Source organism: Rhabdaerophilum sp. (assembly GCF_046092605.1).
Lineage (GTDB): Bacteria > Pseudomonadota > Alphaproteobacteria > Rhizobiales > Beijerinckiaceae > Rhabdaerophilum.
The window spans coordinates 1-16,716 of sequence record NZ_JBJTDY010000185.1 but is presented as its reverse complement, the minus strand read 5'-3'; the positions used below and the strand labels follow the sequence as shown (position 1 = coordinate 16,716).

Below are 16,716 nucleotides of genomic sequence, written 5' to 3'. Positions count from 1 at the left end.
TCTCTACGCCGGCAAGCTCGTCGCCGCGCTCGATCGGCAGCACCCGCGTGATCTGTTCGACGTTCGCGATCTTCTGGCCCTGGAAGGCATCGACGACGATCTCCGTCGCGCCTTCCTCGTCTATCTCGTCAGCCATACCCGCCCCATGGCGGAAGTCCTGGCGCCGCGGCGCAAGGACCTTGCCCTGGAGTTCGCCCGCGCCTTCGTCGGCATGACCGCGGAACCGGTCCCGCTTGCGGAACTCGAAACGGCGCGCGAAGCCATGATCGAGCGTGTCACCGGCGACATGCCGGAGGCCCATCGCGCTTTCCTGATCGGCATCGAGGAGGGTAATGCGGACTGGGACGCCGTCGGCTTGACGGCGGCGGCGAATCTCCCGGCGGTCGCTTGGCGGCGCCAGAACCTCGACACGCTCTCGCCGGAAGCCCGCCGAAAGCTCGCCGACGCGCTAAGGGCCGCGTTCGGAAGGAAGGGCGCGCCAGCGCCGTAACCAACGAGCGCCCGACCCAGCCGGTGGTTCAGCGGCGGCGGCTGTCCGAATCCGTCAGGTTTCATCCTCGGAGGCGGTTTCCGGCTCGTCCCAGTCCGGACGCGCGTGATCATCGCGCTTCTCCTGCATGACCTTCTGCATGCCGGGCTCATGGCGGAACTGGATGCCGCGCGCCCGGATCGCCCTTAGGCCACTCACCAGAATGATCTGCTGTCCGGCCATGTCAGGTCCGAGCAGCTCATGCGGCTTGATGAGGTGCCGATCCCGGTCCGAAAACAGCTCCTTCGTCTCGCCGACAAACTTCGAGATGTGCTCGGCGGTCGCCAGATCGTTGATGCCGTAAAACATCTTGGCCCGGCAGTTCGAGACCATCGACGTCCATTTCGGGTAGGTCTTCTGCATCTGATCCAGATCCTGGGCGAACAGCCAAAGCCGGATGCGGGCCGAGCGGACGATCGTAATTGCATTCTCGATCTGGTCGAGATGGCCGAGCTGCGGCAGCTCGTCGAGCAGGAACATCACCGGGTCGGTCGGATACCGGGCGAGGTCCTGTCCTTGCCCTGGACCGTATGCGCGACCGCGATCATCTCCTTGATCATCACGCCGATGATGACGCGCAGCACCGGCGCGAAGGTCGCGATCCGATGCGGAGGCACGATCAGGAACACCGAGTGCTTCAGGCCCCGCCCGTTGCGTCCGACATGCTGGCCGACCCCATTGGCGATCGCCACATCCTGCATCCGCGCTTCCTCCCAGATCACGCGAGGATGAAAGCCGGGGGTCGTGGTGCGGGTGATCGCCGCGATCCTGGGCGAGGCCCAATGCGACAGCTGGTTCTCCGCGATCGTCACGAAGGACGTCAGCATGTTCTCGGTCGTCATCAGGCTCGCCAGCGAATCCGCCGGGTTTTTCAGGACCGGGTCCTGTGTCAGGTCCATGAGCTCCCGGAGGACATGGCCGCGGAGCACGACCTCTCCCTGTTCGGTGTATTGCGCAGGAGAGACCGGCGCCTTCGGGTTCACGACGAGATCATAGACCCGCTGAAGGTTTCGCTGACCCTCATCCTCATAACGCGCGACGTACCAGATCACCCCTGCGAGCAGGCGACGCGTCGAGGTGTTCCAGAAGGCGTCGCGCTCGCCGCCAATCGGAACCATCATGTCCGCCATATCGAGCGCATCTTCCCATTCCAGCACGAAGTCGAGCGGGTTGAAGCAGGCGCTCTGGATGTCGTCTTCGAACGGTGCCCAGGGGTACACATTGCCGCGCTGGCGCCGAATCCAGGCAAGCTCGCGGTAGACCTCGCCCTTCGGATCGAGGGCGACAATCGGGCCTGCATATTGAAAAACCGCCGGCAGGACATGAATCTGCGTCTTGCCCGCGCCGGTCGGCGCCACCGTCAGCAGATGGCCGTCTCCGCTGAACACGATGTCGAAAAGCCGGCCATCCGGACTGTCCGTCTCGCCGAGAGTGACCTGGCCTTCGTAACGCTTGCCCCGTTCCGGAAAGAGGCCGGCTTCGTCCATCTACTTGAAGCTGGCCCAGCGCGCTCCGCCGCCGACCTGCTCGAGTTCATCTCGGATCGCCTTCGGCAATTGCGGGAGATATTTCATCTCTAGCCATTGCTTGACCTCCGCGACCTCGTTTCGACGGAGGCAGCCGAGATAGTAGTCCCGCGTATCCTCCATGATCGGAATGCGCTGCAGGATCAGCCAATAGCTCCTGATCGGCTTGGGGACCCGTTCCAGCTGTTGGGCATCGGGCATCGGCCGCAAGGTGACCGTCGGCTCGGGCTTTGTCGGCGCAGCCGTGGGCCTGGGCGGCTCGGCTGGCTTCTCGGCGACCGGTGGCGCGTTGAACGCCGTGTCGAGGCTCTTGAAGAGCTTCGAGAAAAACCCGCCCGACTTACCCTTTTCGTCAGACATGCGCGGCTCCCTTGCGGCCGCGTTGCTGTCAGGTCATCCCCCTTTTTCGGCCATTGACCCAAAGATTAGCGCGTTTGCGTGACAGGTCGAGGCGGCAGGGTCACGCGCCGTCAACGGTTCATGAATGCGATCTTGGACCGACGCCCGCTGACGATGCGTCGGCGGTTCTTAGGATGTCGTCTTGGGCGGGGATTGTCGTTCAGCGACATCCTTCCGGTTCAAGATTACCACCCCATGCGGGCCTGTCCGAGCGGGCGAACCTGGCCCTCGGCGCCAGACCCCGCAACGGCGGACATCCCGGTTTCTTCCCCGGCCTTTCGGCCTCCTCGCGGAGCAACAAACCGGGCTGCCGCCGTCCTCCTCGGTGTTCCAGCCCTTCGGGTGCGGGGTTCCGGACTGGCCGGGGCCTTTCGGTCGCCGTCGGAAGGCCGCGATGGGCGCGGGCCTCCGGCAAGAACCGGAAGGAGAACCGCCATGAACGCTTCCCCGTCTCGCGACGTCTACACCCAAGTCACCGATACGATCATCGCCGCCATCGAGGCCGGCGCCGGCCAATGGGACATGCCCTGGCACCGCCACGGCGTCACCCATACCCGCCCCATGAACGCCCTCACCGGCAAGCGCTACCGGGGCGTTAATGTCCTGGCCCTCTGGGCCGCAGCCGAAGCACGGGGCTTCACCACGGGTCTCTGGGGCACCTACCGCCAATGGCAGGAGAAAGGCGCACAGGTCCGCAAGGGCGAGAAATCCTCCCTCATCGTCTTCTTCAAGGAGCTCGCGGTCGACGAAACCAACCCCGAGACCGGCGAGACCGAACGCGGCCGACGCCTCATCGCCAAGGCGAGCTACGTCTTCAACGCCAACCAGGTCGACGGCTTCGCGCTCCCCGAAGCGGCAGCGCCCGCCAATCCGGCCGAGGTGCTGGCTGAAGTCGAGGCCTATGTCGCCGCGACCGGCGCCCGTGTCGCTTTCGGTGGCGAAGGCGCCTTTTGCCGCCCCCTGACGGACACGATCCACATGCCCGACCGCACCCGCTTCGTCGGGTCGGCGACATCCTCGGCGACCGAGTGCCTCTACGCGACGCTCCTGCACGAGCTGACCCACTGGACAGGCATCAAGACCCGCTGCGACCGGGAATTCGGCAAGCGCTTCGGCGATGACGCCTACGCCATGGAAGAACTCGTCGCCGAACTGGGAGCCGCCTTCCTCTGCGCCGATCTCGGGATCGCCAACACCCCGCGTCCCGACCACGCCGCCTATATCAGCCACTGGTTGACCGTCCTGAATGCCGACAAGAAGGCCATCTTCACCGCCGCGTCCAAGGCCGCCCAGGCCGTCGATTACCTCGACGGCTTGCAGCCGGCCGAGGAGGCTCACGGTGTCGACGAGCTGGAGGAGGCCGCCTGAGGGCGGCCTTTGCGCCATCCTTGCTTTCATTCCCGGCTTTGGAAACTTGAATCGAAATCAGTCATTCGCTCGCGTTCAATAAATCCAGTGAACGACAGTAAGTGCAAAAAACACAGTGTCGGTCGCGCGACTAACATTTTCGGGAACTGAGATAACTCGACGTCAATCATGCCGGTTATCGGTGGCATCCACGATGCGGCCGTCTTCCATCGCGACGATGCGATCCGCGATACCGAGGATGCGCGGATCATGCGTCACGAGCAGGATCGAGGCACCACGTTCCCGCGCGAGACGCTCGATCAGCGTCGCCACCTCTTGCCCGGTGACCTTGTCGAGCGAGGCGGTCGGCTCGTCGGCCAGCACGAGGTCGGGATTGCCGACCAGTGCACGGGCGACGGCCACGCGCTGTTTCTGCCCACCGGACAGCTTCGATGGCGGGTGATCAAGCCGCTCCCCCAGCCCCACCTTAGCAAGCATAGCGGTTGCACGGTCACGCCGTTCATGGGCGTCAATGATCGGGTCGAGTTCGAGGGCCATCTCGACGTTCTGGCGAGCTGAAAGGAAGCCAAGGAGATTGTGCTGCTGAAAGATGAAGCCGATGCGTCGGCGCACCGCGATCCGGTCATCTTCGCTGGCGCCGTTTAACTCGTGCCCGAACAGATTGAGGCTTCCGCGCTCCACAGCTCGAAGAGCACCAATCAACGTCAGCAACGTGGTCTTCCCGGAGCCGGACGGTCCGGTGAGGATGACGATTTCGCCCGGTGCAATCGAGAGATCGACGTCGAACAGGATCTGTCTCCGAAGTTCGCCCTTACCGAACCAGTGTCCAAGACCCTTGATCTCGATGACATGCCTCATGGCGCAACCCTCAGAACATATCAGCCGGGTTGGCATCGCGCAGCTTGCGAACGGCAACCGCGCCGGATGCGGCACACATCGTAAAGATCAGCGCGAACACGAAGGCCGCCATGTCGGGCCGGAGCAACATCGGCAGGAAGGTTGCATCTGCCGAGACTCCGAACAGCCACCACGAGAGGGCAAAGCCAGGCATAAAGCCGAGCACGGCAAGCATTAGAGCCTCGCTGAAGACAACCTTGAGGAAATAGCCGTCGGTATAGCCCATCGCCTTCAGCGTCGCGTATTCGGACAGGTGGTTGGCGACGTCGGTGAAGAGGATCTGATAGACAATCACAAACCCGACAATCAGGCCCATCCCGACGCCGAAGAGAAAAATGAAGCCAATGGCGGCCGAGTTTGCCCAATAGGCACGCTCGTTCGCAATGAACTCATCGTGCGTCATCACCCGGACATCATCAGGAAGCAGCCGCTGAAGCCGGGCTTTCACCGCACTCACATCCGCGCCAGCCTTCAGGAACACAGCCCCCACATCGACCATGTCCGGAATCCGATCGCGCACCAGCCGATGGAAATTGACGTCGCTCGTGAGCAGGTTGCCATCGGCCGCGAAGGAGGCTCCCAGCCGGAAAAGGCCCACCACTTCCGTGGTGCGGTTGGCGACCTCAACCGTCGTTGCACCGCGGGCCAGGCGCTCGCCGATCGGACCATATTCGGGCCGGGATTGCGCATCGAAAAGCAGCGTATCGCGCTGGCGCAATCGCTCGGCAGCCGCACTGGCGCCTTCAAGCGCGAACACCCCTGAATCAGGGTCTGCCCCCAAAACCATGATGGAGCGGCGCACAGCCGTTTCCGGGTTCTTCCAGATGACCTGGCCCAGATAAACGGGCGTCACGCGGGCGACATCCGGATCGGCAAGCGCCTGCATCAGCCGGGCACGAGGCAAGCCGGAGGTTCGTGAGGTCGTCTCGGACTGGCGACTGAACATGATGATGTCGCCACGGATCGCCCGGGCGGTCGAGGTCGCGCTGTCGAAAAGGGCGTCGTGGAAGCCCAACTGCATGAAAACAAGCAGGCAGGCGAAGGCCACGCCGGCCACGGCGCTCGCAAGCCGCGCCGGCTGGTGGGTCAGTTGTCGCCAGGCAAGGCGGCATGCGAGCCAAATAGAGCGCATTATCGCGGTCCCGAGACTGCGGGCTTCTCGTCGGCATGGATGCGTACCGCAACTTGCATATTGGAAAGCCGCGTCACGCGATCGCTCACCTCTGGTGAGAGGCGCAGGCGCACCTCGATGACGCGTGCATCGATACGGGCCACAGGATCTGTGCCGATCGCATCGTTGCGGCGCACGAGCCAGCCGATCTCGCTGACATAAGCCGAAAGCGGCACTTCGATGCCAGGCAGAAGCACCTCCGCTGGAAGACCGATCCGGAGGCGTGATGCATCGCTCTCATAGATCTCGGCGACGACTTCCATGGCGCGGAGATCCGCGAGGGAGAGAAAACCATCCGGCCCTGCCCGCTCGCCCTCACGGGCATTGACTGCCAGAACCGTGCCGTCGATCGGCGCGCGGATCTGACTGAGCTCGAGCTCGGCGCGCCGCTGCGCAAGGTCAGCGCGCGCCCGACCGAGCGCGGCTTCGGACACAGCGATATCCTCGGCACGGACCTGCGCCAAAGTCTCGTGAACCGCTTCAGCCGCAGCGAGTTCGGCGACGAGACGCGAAAGCGTGGCCTTCGCATCGTCGAACTGTGCTGCGGAGGCGGCGTCAGACCGCATCAGCACCACACGGCGTTCCAGGGTCGTTCGGGCGAACTGGACCTGAGCCATGAGAGCATCGATCCGAGACCGTTGCGCAGCAAGCTCCGACGGCCGCGTACCGGCCCTGATACGGGCGAGTTCCGCCTCGGCGACCTTCACCTGTGACTCTGCGACCGCGACAGCCGCAGTTCGAATGGCATGATCGGCGATGACAGCGATGATCTGCCCAGCAATCACAGTGTCACCCGCGCGCACATGGATCCGTTCAATGCGCGGCGGCTCCGCACCCAGCGGCGCACTGATCCGGAGGATGCGCGATGCGGGCTCAATGCGACCGAGCGCGCCGATGCCCATGACCGGCTGAGCCGCATGCGCTGTCGCGACAACCGAAGGGTCAGCCTGTCGGACTTTGGTGCTGGAAAAAACTTGGTATCCGACCAAGAGAGCAACGGCCGCCGCGAGCGCACCGGCGATGAACCTGAGCCGATCGCCGGCATCAATCGGCGACGCATTCCCTTTCGTCGACGGCGGATCGAGCTCGCGCAGGCCACCGAGGAACGGTGCGAGAAAAGCAAGGCCGCCAGCTATCACTGCGATGACCCATGCGACTGTCGGCGCTCCGAGGGCCGCAACTGCCGGCCCGGTCGCCAATGACGAGGCTGGCTGCGCCAACAGCGACACGGCGGATAGCGCACCGATGACGCCGCCCAGCTCGGCGCGCGGCACGCGGGACTGGATTGCGGTCAGCAGCACCGGCCACAACGGGCCTACACCACATCCGATCAGCACCGGCGCGATGAAGAAGGCCTCGCGCGCCGGGATGGCGGCGAGCGCGATGAAGCCCATGGCAGAAATGGCCACGCCGCCGATCACGAGCTTTCGCTTTGAGATCCTGTGGCCGGCCTTGGCAAAGGTCGCCGCCGAGGTGAAGGTCGCAAGACCGGTCAGCGCCAGGAAAATTGTCAGCGCCTTGCCGCCCAGACCGGCCGAAAGGGCGAGGGTTGGCGCGAGAATCTCGTCAAGTGAGGTGAAAATCGCCACAAGCGGCAAGGCGAGGAGCACCACCGCTCTCAGTGTCCGGTCCCCGAGAATCCGCCTCAACGGATTTGCTGCGCGTTCTTTCGCGGCCACCACCGGATGGCCTTCACGGAAACGGGGGAAGAACACGGCATCAACAATGGCGATGATGCCAAGCAAAGCGACGGCTATGCCGAGCGAACCCTTCAAACCAACGAACTCGACAGCCAGCACACCCAATGCGGGGCCGCCAATCATGCCGATCTGATATGCGAGATCTCGAAGGCCATTCGCCCTTTCCAGCCTCAGGCCGGCAAGCCTCGCAAGCTGCGGCAAGCGCGCATCCTGAGCGATAACGCCAGGCGCGCCGAGCCCGTTCGACAACGCCAGCAGAGCCACGATGCCGACGAGAGTCTCCGCCTGCGTCAGAACGAGCACCATTGCAGCAAAAGCTGCGCCCAGCGTCAGCAGGTTCGACATCAACAGAACCGGCCTTGCTCCGAAGCGGTCAATCAACCCTCCGCCCACAAACATGCCGATCGAGACCGGCAGTGCCAGGCAGGCAGCCGCGAAGCCGGCATAGGCTGCACTCACACCCCCCGACAGAAGCGACCATGTCACCGCCATGGTCACGATGCCGCTCACGAAAGTGGAGCCTGCACCTGTCGCGACAGAGGCCCGGAACGGACTTTTCTTTTTTATAAGTGCTGACTTACTCATAATGAAAACATGCCTTTGACGGACAGTTCGTTGTCGCTCAGATGCGAAACATGGCACGGATAGCGGGCATGAGCTCCAGAGCTGCGGAATCCGGTGCCAAGGCGCCCGTCGCGACACGGGCGAAGGCGCCATCAATCAGGCAGAGCAGCCCGAAAGCGGACGTTTCCGGATCGAGATCTGCGGGCATTTCGCCGCGCGCCTGGCTTTGACGGATCCAATCCTCCAGCGCCGCACGTTGCATCTGCTCGGCCCGATGCACCACATCGGCCACGCCGGGGTTGCGCGTCGCCTCGGTCGAGACCTCCAGCCGCAAGCGCGACACCGAAGGATCACTCGCCTCGTGGGCGATTGCCTCTGCCGCGAGTTCAATGGCTCTTTCGATGGAGCCTGCAGATTTGATCATCGCGAGGAGCGCGAGGTCGGAGCTCAGGTCCTCCTCGGCGATGGCAATGATCAATTCGTCCTTGCTCGAAAAATACTGGTAGAGGTTGGCCACGCTGACTTTTGCAGCGGCCGCGATCTCTGCCGTTCCCGCAGCATGGAAGCCATGCTGCTGGAAACAGCTGCGCGCTCCGTCCATGATCTGCTGGCGCCTTGCAGTGCGTGCGGAATGGTCAACGGGGCGGCCGAGGCGGGAGCGGACTGAGTCGATCATACGAATTATATATATGAACGAGTGCTCACTGTCAATATATAGAAACGCCCTTTTTGGATGAGTGCGATCATGAAAATGCCCGTTTGCCGTCTTCGTGCCTAATATCAGTGACGCGAGCCGAGTTCCGGTTTGCGCCCCGATCCGGACTGAACGTCATCCATTTCCTCAAGAGACCCGCGACCGATCTGTTCCTTGTGCCTCCAGGACGGAGCCACTCAGCAGCAATCGACTTTGGCAAGTTGGCCTGCTCTTCCAGCCGCGCAACGGCTTATGCCGTCCTCCACGCTGTTTCGGCCCTTCGGGTGCGCGACCGGTCCGGTCGCAGGCCTCTCCTTGCCGTCGATAGGCCGCATGGGGCGGCCCGACACGGAGACCAAGCCCATGACACCGCTTCTTGCCCTTCTCGCCCTCTCGGCTCTCGCAATCCCAGCAGTGGCCGGCTCGCATCAAGCGCCGCTCGACGTTCAGGCCCGCGTTGTCGACGCCCTGGCCGACGACATGCGCGCCGCCGAGGAATCCGACGGTGTTCCGGTCCATCTCGAGTTCCAGATGGTCGACCTCAATGGCGATGGCCGGCCCGAAGTCATCGTCCAGCTCCTGCACCCGTTCCACTGCGGCAGTCGGGGCTGCGCGATGTTCGTCTTCGACCTGACGACACACCGGCCGAGATCGCTTGCCGACATCATCGCCAGCGAGGTTAAGCCGGCGCGGACCACGTCGAATGGCTGGCGCGACCTACTGGTCGACGGTCGCCGCTGGACGTTCCGGCAGGGGCGCTACCGCGTGGCGCGGTAGTTGCGATACGAGGCGCCGCGCTGATCGTGCGGCGCCTCAACCAGTTGCGTAAACCGGACAGCATCGCGCTCAAGATGCTTCGCCTTGGGCGTTTGACGTGTTTCCATTCTGGTGATGAACACCGATGACAATTTGCGCGACCTGCAACAGCGCGGGTTACCGGCCGAGGTCCTGCTTCGTATTGGCGCCTTCGCGGTGCGATGGACGACGTTTGAACATTATTTCGAAATGGCGCTTTGGCGGTTGAATGGCGAACTTGTCGAGGGACAGCGCCCCTCGACAGACACAACATCGATCAGCAGATGGGTCCAAGATCTCGGGGAACCTCGACCCGATCTCAGCGCGGATGCCAACCGGTTACTCTCCGAGACCGCGAAGGCAGTCGAAGACCTTGTCGCGTATCGGCACGCGCTTTTCCATGGCGCGCCGCTCTTGTTTGACGAAAGCGCCGTGTTCATCCGCAATCCCGCTTGGTTCGGAGAGAAACGCAAACGGGAGACGAGCAAAGCTCATGTCGATACCCATCTTCTCGACATGGCGCTGGAAGCCCTGCACGCGGTCACCCGCGTCGTTATCTGGGCCTTCAACGGTGCGGAACAGGTTCATCCGCAAGCGGTCGCGGAACTCACCGTGGAAATCCGAAAAGCTCGACTGACAGCGAGTGTGTTGCGTCATCTCGACGATGTCATGAACAACGAGATGTCCTGATCCGCTCTGCCGATCATTATTCATGGGGAACGCCTTCCCCTGGGCTCCAGCCCGCTTTTCCGGTCTTCCGCTACCCATTCTGCGGGGCAAGGCCCCGCAACGCCCCGAAGAACGGCTCGCACGGCGGTCGCTGCGCGCACTTGATGCCGGGGGCCTTACCCCCGGCCGCGTCAAGGCGCGATCCCCCAGCCTTCAGTCGCTGACGCTCCCTGCAGGCCGGGTGGTCCCCCCTCGGCCTTGACCCGTCCTCCCCCGCTGCTCGCCGCGAGGCAGGCGAGCAAGCGCGGGCTTGCTCGCGCAAAATCGAGGAGGAGTGCCATGACCGAGACCCATATCACCCCGGCCCATCGGGAGGCGTTCAACGCGCCTTCGAGCGGGGATTTCAGCAATTTCGCGCTGTTTTCGTGCTTCGTCGACGGGCGGCCAAGCGCCGCCATCGTCGCCGCGGAGCAGACCGGCGCGGAATATGTCATGTCGCCGCTGTTCGTGGCGGTGACCCCCGACATGGTCCTGACCGACCACGACGGACGGAGGGCCTGACCATGGCCCTCCTGACCCCCGAGCAAAAGGCGCGGATGTTGGCCAATGGTCGCGCCGCCGCCGCCGCCATCGCCGAGGACGGGAACACGCCAGACGTGTTCCCGGTGGTGAAGCTCTTCACCCCGTGGGGTGGCGCGACCTGGCTCCTGTCCGAGCTCGACCCCGAGGACGAGGATATCGCCTTCGGGCTCTGCGATCTCGGTTTCGGATGCCCCGAACTTGGCAGCGTGCGGCTTTCCGAGTTGGAAGCCGTGCGCGGCCCCGGCGGGCTCGCCATCGAGCGCGACCTGCATTTCCGGCCAACCAAGAGCCTGACGGCCTACGCCGCCGAGGCCAACCGCTTCGGGCGCATCCGCGCCTGACCCGTCCCGCCCGTCTCCGGCAGGGACGGGCGGGCTTCTCGTGAACCCCAAGCCATCCAAGGAGACAGACCATGACCATTGAGACCGTGAACCTATCCCAACTCGTTCCGCCCCCGGCCAATCCGCGCAAAGTGATGGATGAAGCCGCCTTGGCGGGCCTCGCCGCCTCGATTCTTGTCGACGGGCTTCTGCAGAACCTCGTCGTCCGCAAGAAGGGCAAGAAGTTCGAGATCATCTCCGGGGCGCGCCGCTTCCGGGCGCTCTCGCTTCTGGCTGAGCGCGGCGACTGGCCGAAAGACGCGCCCATCCCCGTCGAGGTCCGTAACGGACTTTCCGACGACGACACGCTCCGCCTCGCGACCGTCGAGAAAATCCAGCGCGAGGCCTTGGCCCCGCTCGATGAAGCCGAGGCCTTCGCCCGGCTTCTGGCAGGGGGCGCATCCTTGGAGGATGTCGCCGCCAAGGCGGGCGTGTCGGTCCTGACCGTCAAGCGCCGCTTGGCCTTGGCCTCGCTCTGCGAGGAGGCCAAGGAGCAAGTCCGCGCCGGGGATCTGTCGCTCGGTTGCGCCGAAGCCCTGACCTTGGGGACCAGCGACCAGCAGCGCGCCGTGCTGGACCGCCTCTCCGGCGAGCGCTGGGAGGCCGAGCCCGAGACCATCCGCGACATGCTCGCGGGCGAGAAGCCGAGCCGGGCGGAAGCCATCTTCCCGCCCGAGGCCTATACAGGCACCGTCACCACCGACCTCTTTGCCGATGAGGCCGAGACGCTGTTCGATGATGTCGAGCAGTTCCTGCGCTTGCAGGAGGAAGCCGTCGCGGCGCTCGTCGCGCGCCACGAGGCGCAAGGCCGCTGGGTCGAGGTGATCCGCGCGCCCTATGCCCAATGGTGGCAGTTCAAGGAGGCGGGCGAGGGGGACGCACCGGGAGTGGTCATTCACATGACCCCGACGGGCCGCGTCGAGGTTCGCGAGAACCTCGCCAAGCGCCCCGTCCGCCCCGATGTTGTCGAGGCGACCCGTGCCCCCGCCAAGCCCAAGGTTCAAGCCGAATATGTCGCGCCCGTGGTGCGCAACCTGTCGGCCCATAAGAGCCTCGCCGTCATGGCGGCGCTCCTCGACAACCCGCGCAAGGCCCGCGAGATCGCCATCGTCCAGATGCTGAACGCCAGCGATTGGACAGGCCGGGTGACGCTCGACCCGCATCCGGCGCTCGCCGCCTTCGAAGAGGGGGAAGCCCCGGCTACCCTCCGGCGCATCGAGGCGGAATGCGCGGCCTTCGCCGCGCCGTTCCGGGAGATGGAGAAGGGTTACAGCCGCGCCGCGCGCGGAGACTGGGAATGGCTCCCCGCGCAGTCCAAGGACCCGGTGAAGGTCTATGAGGCTGTCAAGGCGATGCCGGACGGCGAATTGGAGCGGCTTCACACGCTCCTGACCGTGCTGACCTTCGGCCAAGGCTCGCTCGACAGCCTCGACCGGGGCCGGTCCCTGTTCAACGCCGTGGCCGGTGATCTCGGGATCGACATGCGCCGCCATTGGCGACCGGACGCGGCCTTCCTCTCGAAGCGCCGCAAGGACCAGCTAGGAGAGCGGCGCGTCGATCCGCATGGGCGCGCTCAAGGACTATTCCAAGGCGGGCCTCGTCGAGGCCTTGGTGAAGCATTTCGAGCGGACGAAGGCCGCGACCGATGAGGCCCCCGACTATGACCTTAAGGGGCGCGACTGGCTCCCCGGCGCGATGCTGTTCCCCGCCGTGACGGCGGAAGGCCCGGTCGAGGAGACCCCGCCATGGGAAGAGGCTCCGGAAGCCGAGGAGGAGCCCGGCGAGGAGGCCGACGAGATCGAGGACGAGACGGCTCTGTCTAACGAGCCTGCCTTCGAGCACGCGGCCTGACGGACCTCAGGCGGCGCGCTTCGGCGCGCCGCCGCTTCCCCCTCTCACGAAGGACATTCCCATGGCCTATCCCATCATCGTCATGATCCTGGCCGTTCTGATCTCGGGCACTCTCAAGAGCCCGGATGCGTTCGGCGTCGTGCTCGGCCTCGGCATCGTCGCGCCCCTCGCGCTCCTCGCTTTCGGCTTCCTCCTGCAAGGGATCGCCAAGCTCTTCGGGCGGCGTAAAAGCGACTGACATCTTGACTTGGCCGTAGCCTCTGGAAAGCCGCCCTCTCGGGCGGCTTTCTCATGTCAGGCACATGAACCGCGCACGCCGCCATAAGCCTTCGAGGAGGCACATCGTGGCGATTTGGATTTTCAATAGCGGAGCAGACTGGGAGATCATCGAGCCGGACCAGCGGCACGGCCAGCGCTTCGTCGAGTTCGGTGATGCGCTCCTCGTCGCGGAGCGTCTCGCGGCCCAGCAAGGCCAACACCTCTTCATCCACTTTCGCCCGCTCGCCAATCCTGTGCCAACCGGGCCGTCATGGTCCTGAGGTTTGAACGGGCGCGCGGCAGAGGCTGCGCGGGTTTCGGTTCAGGCGAAACCGATCAGCCAAGGCCCTCCCTTGCCCCGCCAAGGTTTCGCTTGGTCGCGTGGTCGGGGTGACGTGATCCTCACGCCGGGCACGACGCCGCTCTTCAGGTCGGCAAACCCAGCCCGCGCCTGTGACCCGAGCGGGCCGATGGCAGGCCGTGCGCGGTTTCGCGTCTCCATAGCTAGGTGACCGCCTCGATCCCCAAGGCCTCGTTGATCTCGCGCGCCGTTGGCCTGTCGCCAGACAGGATCGGTCCGACGGTGCGCCGGTGTCTCCTTGAAACGGCAGAAGACCCGCAGCCCAGCGGCCTCTTGATCGATGGACCATGGCCGACGCCGTCGCCTGTTGCCGCAATGGCGTTGGCGCAGTTTTGTCCCCGCCGGCCTGTGGCCGGCTTCCTCGCGCCGCTTCGCTTCAAAAAACAGCGCCCACGCCATCTGCCGCTCACGCTTCGCCCTTCGGGTGCGGCAGTCGCCGGGTCGGCCCCTATCGGGTCCATCGAGGCCGCAAGGGTGCGGCTCTCAAAACCAAAGGAGACACTGACAATGGCGACCATCGGAACCTTCACCAAGAGCGACAACGCCTATAACGGCCAGATCCAGACCCTCGGCCTCAAGGCCAAGGTGGCGATCACCCCGGTCGAGAAGAACGGCGAAACCGGCCCCGACTTCCGCATCAGCGCCGGCAAGGTCGATATCGGCGCGGGCTGGGTCCGCAAGAGCAAGAGCGGGCGCGACTACGTCAGCGTGAAGCTCGACGACCCCAGCTTCGCCGCGCCCATCTACGCGAACCTCGTCGAGGTGGACGGCGAATACGACCTGATCTGGTCCCGCGCCTGACCTAAGACCCGCCGCCCGGCTCCGGCCGGGCGGCGCCCTTTTCAAACGAATTCATTTGAGGACATGACCATGACGAACCCGATTGCCATCACCGATTTCGGCACGCTGGACGAAGCGACCCGGGAGGCCTGGCTCGACAACCTTGCCGATCTGCGCACCGACGCCGAGGACATCCAGCACCACATCGACGAACTCAACCGCACGCTCGCCTATGGCGGCATCCCCGCCCTCGGGCTGGCCCCGGACGCCTGTCCGGCGGCCATCGCCGCCGCGACCGCGCGCGCCACGCCGCTTCTCGCCGGGCTCGACTTCATCGGCCTCGTCGGCCATCTCGGCGCGGCCATCGCCGCGCTGCACGTGCAGCTCGCCGAGACGCAGGCGCGGGTCGCCGGCAACCAGCACTCGGAGGCCTTCGCCACATGGGCCGCGACCTACCAGCCCGCTCAGGCCAATCCGCGTCCCGACGCGCCCTTCGGCGGGCTCCTGTTCGACACCTCGGATGAGGCGACCGCCCATGTCTGGGCGCAGCCCGAGGGCCTCGTCTGGACGCTGATCAGCGAGGACGATGTCCTCGCCATCGTTCCCGGCTTGCGCCGCTGCGATCGGCTCGGGCACTTCGTCTGCGCCGTCGAGCGGGATGCCGTTGCGCCGACCGAGATCGTCATCGGCTGAGGCGCGCGGTCCTCGGAAAGGCTCCGCCGGCGACGGCGGGGCCTTTTTTCGCGGCTCCGGAAATGGCGACTCGGTTGTGTTACCGCATCACTTGATTGAGCGAACAAAAAATGAACAAAATAGTCTTATTCCCGAGGCGCTGCTCTAGCGCTAGCTGAATAGAAAATTGAACAGCGACCATCGGAGACGCAATGCCCAAGAAGAAGTCCGCAATTGATCATCTGAACAACGGCCGGGAGCCGCACATCATCCATCTCATTCCGCCTGGAGCACCGGGTTACGCCGAGGCCAAAGGCGGGGCCATGGTCGTCTCCAGTCCGGCGGAGGTCGATGCGCTGATCCGACGGATTGAGCCGGGTGAAGTCGTCACCCTCGATGATCTTCGCGCCGCTTTGGCAAGACGCCACAAAGTGGCTGTCGCTTGTCCGGTCTCGACCGCGATTTTCGCGAACATGGCGGCGAGAGCCGCCGAAGAGCGTCGACAGCGCGGCGTTCCTCAGGCCGAGTTGACGCCGTGGTGGCGGGTTCTGCGCAAGGGCGGCTTTCTCAATCCGAAGCTCCCGGGCGGGGTCGAGCGACAAGCGGCGTTGTTGCAGAACGAGGGCGTCAGGGTCTCGCCCTTGCGCAAGCAGCTGGCCGTCTACGACTACGAGACCCGTCGTCCCGATCGGCACATTGAGGAGGCGTGACCGATGAAAACGCTCATCGTGATTGGTGGAGCCGTACTCGCCGTTGCTGGGCTCGCCTTGATTGCAGGCTTGCTTCTGCCCAAGACGACCGAGGCGAAGCGAACGGTCATGATCCCTCAACCGGTCGACCGCGTTTTCAGCGCAGTGGCTGATGTTGGACGGCAGTCCGAATGGCGTACCGACATTGGCAAAGTCGAGGTTGTCGAAGACGGACGAAGCTGGGTCGAACACACCAAGGCCGGCGACCGCATCGTTTTCCAGCTCGAGGACAGCCGCCCTAACGAGCTCTTTGCGATCTCCTATGTCGCCGCGCGTGGCTTTAGCGGCGAGTGGGTCGGCCGATTCACTGTCTCGAGCGAAGGCAGCCGGCTCGATGTCACCGAACGCGTGACCATCGCGAACCCGCTCGTCCGGCTCGTTGGCCGGATCATCGCCCCGCCTGGGTCACATACCGACCTGTACCTCGCTGACTTGCAGAAGGCCATGACATCGCGCCGTGCGCCTTGATCGCAGGTTGCGCCAACCGCATTCGGCTCCATCCATCGTTTCCGGTGGTTGGTCGTGGGGAAGGATCGTCCGCGAGGCTGCCGGTCGGCGGCCGTCTGTCCATGACCGGCCCGCGCCAGTCCCGCCAGGGCGGGACCCGTGTTGGTCAGGACATCCCGCCTTTTGGCCAACCGGCCTTTCGTTCGCGTCCTTCGGTACGACAAACCAACTAAAGGAAACGACGATGGGCCTCGATATGTACGCCTTCGCAACCCGCACCGCGCCAGCCGCGCCGGTCGACTTCAAGGCCGACCACAGCCAGGA

Annotated in this window: 21 protein-coding genes; 14 read left to right on the top strand and 7 right to left on the bottom strand. The window is 64.6% G+C overall.

All coding sequences use genetic code 11. The annotated features are described in order from the left end of the window. The coding region (locus ACKODO_RS14845) for a nucleotidyl transferase AbiEii/AbiGii toxin family protein (protein WP_408984221.1) at positions 1 to 490 on the top strand (490 nt) is incomplete at its 5' end. 54 nt (positions 491 to 544) lie between these two features. On the opposite strand, the gene ACKODO_RS14840 is transcribed toward ACKODO_RS14845, so the two are convergent. From ACKODO_RS14840 to ACKODO_RS14830, 3 genes are read right to left on the bottom strand one after another with little or no spacing between them, the layout of a single operon-like run. Then, the gene (locus ACKODO_RS14840) at positions 545 to 1,009 is read right to left on the bottom strand and encodes a type IV secretory system conjugative DNA transfer family protein (protein WP_408984220.1); all 465 of its coding nucleotides are present in this window, start codon (positions 1,007 to 1,009) and stop codon (positions 545 to 547) included. Then, the gene (locus tag ACKODO_RS14835; protein WP_408984219.1) at positions 1,009 to 2,016 is read right to left on the bottom strand and encodes a type IV secretory system conjugative DNA transfer family protein; all 1,008 of its coding nucleotides are present in this window, start codon (positions 2,014 to 2,016) and stop codon (positions 1,009 to 1,011) included. The genes ACKODO_RS14840 and ACKODO_RS14835 overlap by 1 nt, the downstream gene beginning before the upstream one ends. Further along, positions 2,017 to 2,415 (bottom strand): hypothetical protein, encoded by a 399-nt coding sequence (locus ACKODO_RS14830; RefSeq protein WP_408984218.1) that lies wholly within the window; start codon positions 2,413 to 2,415, stop codon positions 2,017 to 2,019. Between the two features lie 474 nt (positions 2,416 to 2,889). On the opposite strand from ACKODO_RS14830, the gene ACKODO_RS14825 reads away from it, so the two are divergent. Continuing rightward, positions 2,890 to 3,822 carry an ArdC family protein gene (locus ACKODO_RS14825; RefSeq protein ID WP_408984217.1) on the top strand — a complete coding sequence of 311 codons (933 nt, stop codon included), beginning with the start codon at positions 2,890 to 2,892 and terminating at the stop codon, positions 3,820 to 3,822. Between the two features lie 162 nt (positions 3,823 to 3,984). On the opposite strand, the gene ACKODO_RS14820 is transcribed toward ACKODO_RS14825, so the two are convergent. The 4 genes from ACKODO_RS14820 to ACKODO_RS14805 all read right to left on the bottom strand — a co-directional run bounded on the left by ACKODO_RS14820 (position 3,985) and on the right by ACKODO_RS14805 (position 8,755). Continuing rightward, positions 3,985 to 4,716, bottom strand: a complete 732-nt coding sequence (locus tag ACKODO_RS14820) for a DevA family ABC transporter ATP-binding protein (RefSeq protein ID WP_408984216.1) — start codon at positions 4,714 to 4,716, stop codon at positions 3,985 to 3,987. Continuing rightward, positions 4,691 to 5,776 (bottom strand): ABC transporter permease DevC, encoded by a 1,086-nt coding sequence (gene devC, locus ACKODO_RS14815; RefSeq protein ID WP_408984215.1) that lies wholly within the window; start codon positions 5,774 to 5,776, stop codon positions 4,691 to 4,693. The genes ACKODO_RS14820 and devC overlap by 26 nt, the downstream gene beginning before the upstream one ends. Before the next feature lie 74 nt (positions 5,777 to 5,850). Next, positions 5,851 to 8,100, bottom strand: coding sequence for an MFS transporter (locus ACKODO_RS14810; protein WP_408984214.1), 2,250 nt, complete (start codon positions 8,098 to 8,100; stop codon positions 5,851 to 5,853). Positions 8,101 to 8,212: 112 nt separating this feature from the next. Then, positions 8,213 to 8,755: a TetR/AcrR family transcriptional regulator gene (locus tag ACKODO_RS14805; RefSeq protein ID WP_408984213.1), complete on the bottom strand. Its 543-nt coding sequence runs from the start codon at positions 8,753 to 8,755 to the stop codon at positions 8,213 to 8,215. Between the two features lie 456 nt (positions 8,756 to 9,211). Between ACKODO_RS14805 and ACKODO_RS14800 the strand changes: the two genes are divergently transcribed. From ACKODO_RS14800 to ACKODO_RS14745, 12 genes are all read left to right on the top strand, one after another. Further along, positions 9,212 to 9,625 (top strand): hypothetical protein, encoded by a 414-nt coding sequence (locus tag ACKODO_RS14800; RefSeq protein ID WP_408984212.1) that lies wholly within the window; start codon positions 9,212 to 9,214, stop codon positions 9,623 to 9,625. Between the two features lie 111 nt (positions 9,626 to 9,736). After that, positions 9,737 to 10,333: a hypothetical protein gene (locus ACKODO_RS14795; protein ID WP_408984211.1), complete on the top strand. Its 597-nt coding sequence runs from the start codon at positions 9,737 to 9,739 to the stop codon at positions 10,331 to 10,333. Between the two features lie 318 nt (positions 10,334 to 10,651). Next, positions 10,652 to 10,873 (top strand): hypothetical protein, encoded by a 222-nt coding sequence (locus tag ACKODO_RS14790; protein WP_408984210.1) that lies wholly within the window; start codon positions 10,652 to 10,654, stop codon positions 10,871 to 10,873. A 2-nt stretch (positions 10,874 to 10,875) separates the two neighbouring features. Next, positions 10,876 to 11,235 carry a DUF2958 domain-containing protein gene (locus ACKODO_RS14785; protein ID WP_408984209.1) on the top strand — a complete coding sequence of 120 codons (360 nt, stop codon included), beginning with the start codon at positions 10,876 to 10,878 and terminating at the stop codon, positions 11,233 to 11,235. Between the two features lie 71 nt (positions 11,236 to 11,306). Then, positions 11,307 to 12,923 (top strand): ParB/RepB/Spo0J family partition protein, encoded by a 1,617-nt coding sequence (locus ACKODO_RS14780; RefSeq protein ID WP_408984208.1) that lies wholly within the window; start codon positions 11,307 to 11,309, stop codon positions 12,921 to 12,923. Beyond that, positions 12,886 to 13,125: a hypothetical protein gene (locus ACKODO_RS14775; protein ID WP_408984207.1), complete on the top strand. Its 240-nt coding sequence runs from the start codon at positions 12,886 to 12,888 to the stop codon at positions 13,123 to 13,125. Before ACKODO_RS14780 ends, ACKODO_RS14775 begins: the two co-directional genes overlap by 38 nt. Before the next feature lie 61 nt (positions 13,126 to 13,186). Continuing rightward, on the top strand, positions 13,187 to 13,363 hold the full coding sequence (locus ACKODO_RS14770) for a hypothetical protein (RefSeq protein ID WP_408984206.1): 177 nt from the start codon (positions 13,187 to 13,189) through the stop codon (positions 13,361 to 13,363). Between the two features lie 106 nt (positions 13,364 to 13,469). After that, positions 13,470 to 13,664 (top strand): hypothetical protein, encoded by a 195-nt coding sequence (locus tag ACKODO_RS14765; protein WP_408984205.1) that lies wholly within the window; start codon positions 13,470 to 13,472, stop codon positions 13,662 to 13,664. A 587-nt stretch (positions 13,665 to 14,251) separates the two neighbouring features. Next, positions 14,252 to 14,545: a DUF736 domain-containing protein gene (locus ACKODO_RS14760; RefSeq protein ID WP_408984204.1), complete on the top strand. Its 294-nt coding sequence runs from the start codon at positions 14,252 to 14,254 to the stop codon at positions 14,543 to 14,545. Between the two features lie 69 nt (positions 14,546 to 14,614). After that, complete coding sequence (locus tag ACKODO_RS14755) at positions 14,615 to 15,217, top strand: hypothetical protein (RefSeq protein WP_408984203.1); 603 nt, start codon at positions 14,615 to 14,617, stop codon at positions 15,215 to 15,217. Positions 15,218 to 15,408: 191 nt separating this feature from the next. Then, positions 15,409 to 15,906, top strand: a complete 498-nt coding sequence (locus ACKODO_RS14750; protein WP_408984202.1) for an MGMT family protein — start codon at positions 15,409 to 15,411, stop codon at positions 15,904 to 15,906. Positions 15,907 to 15,909: 3 nt separating this feature from the next. Then, a complete protein-coding gene (locus ACKODO_RS14745) occupies positions 15,910 to 16,413 on the top strand; it encodes an SRPBCC family protein (RefSeq protein ID WP_408984201.1) in 504 nt (167 codons plus the stop codon). Positions 16,414 to 16,716 lie beyond the last annotated feature (303 nt).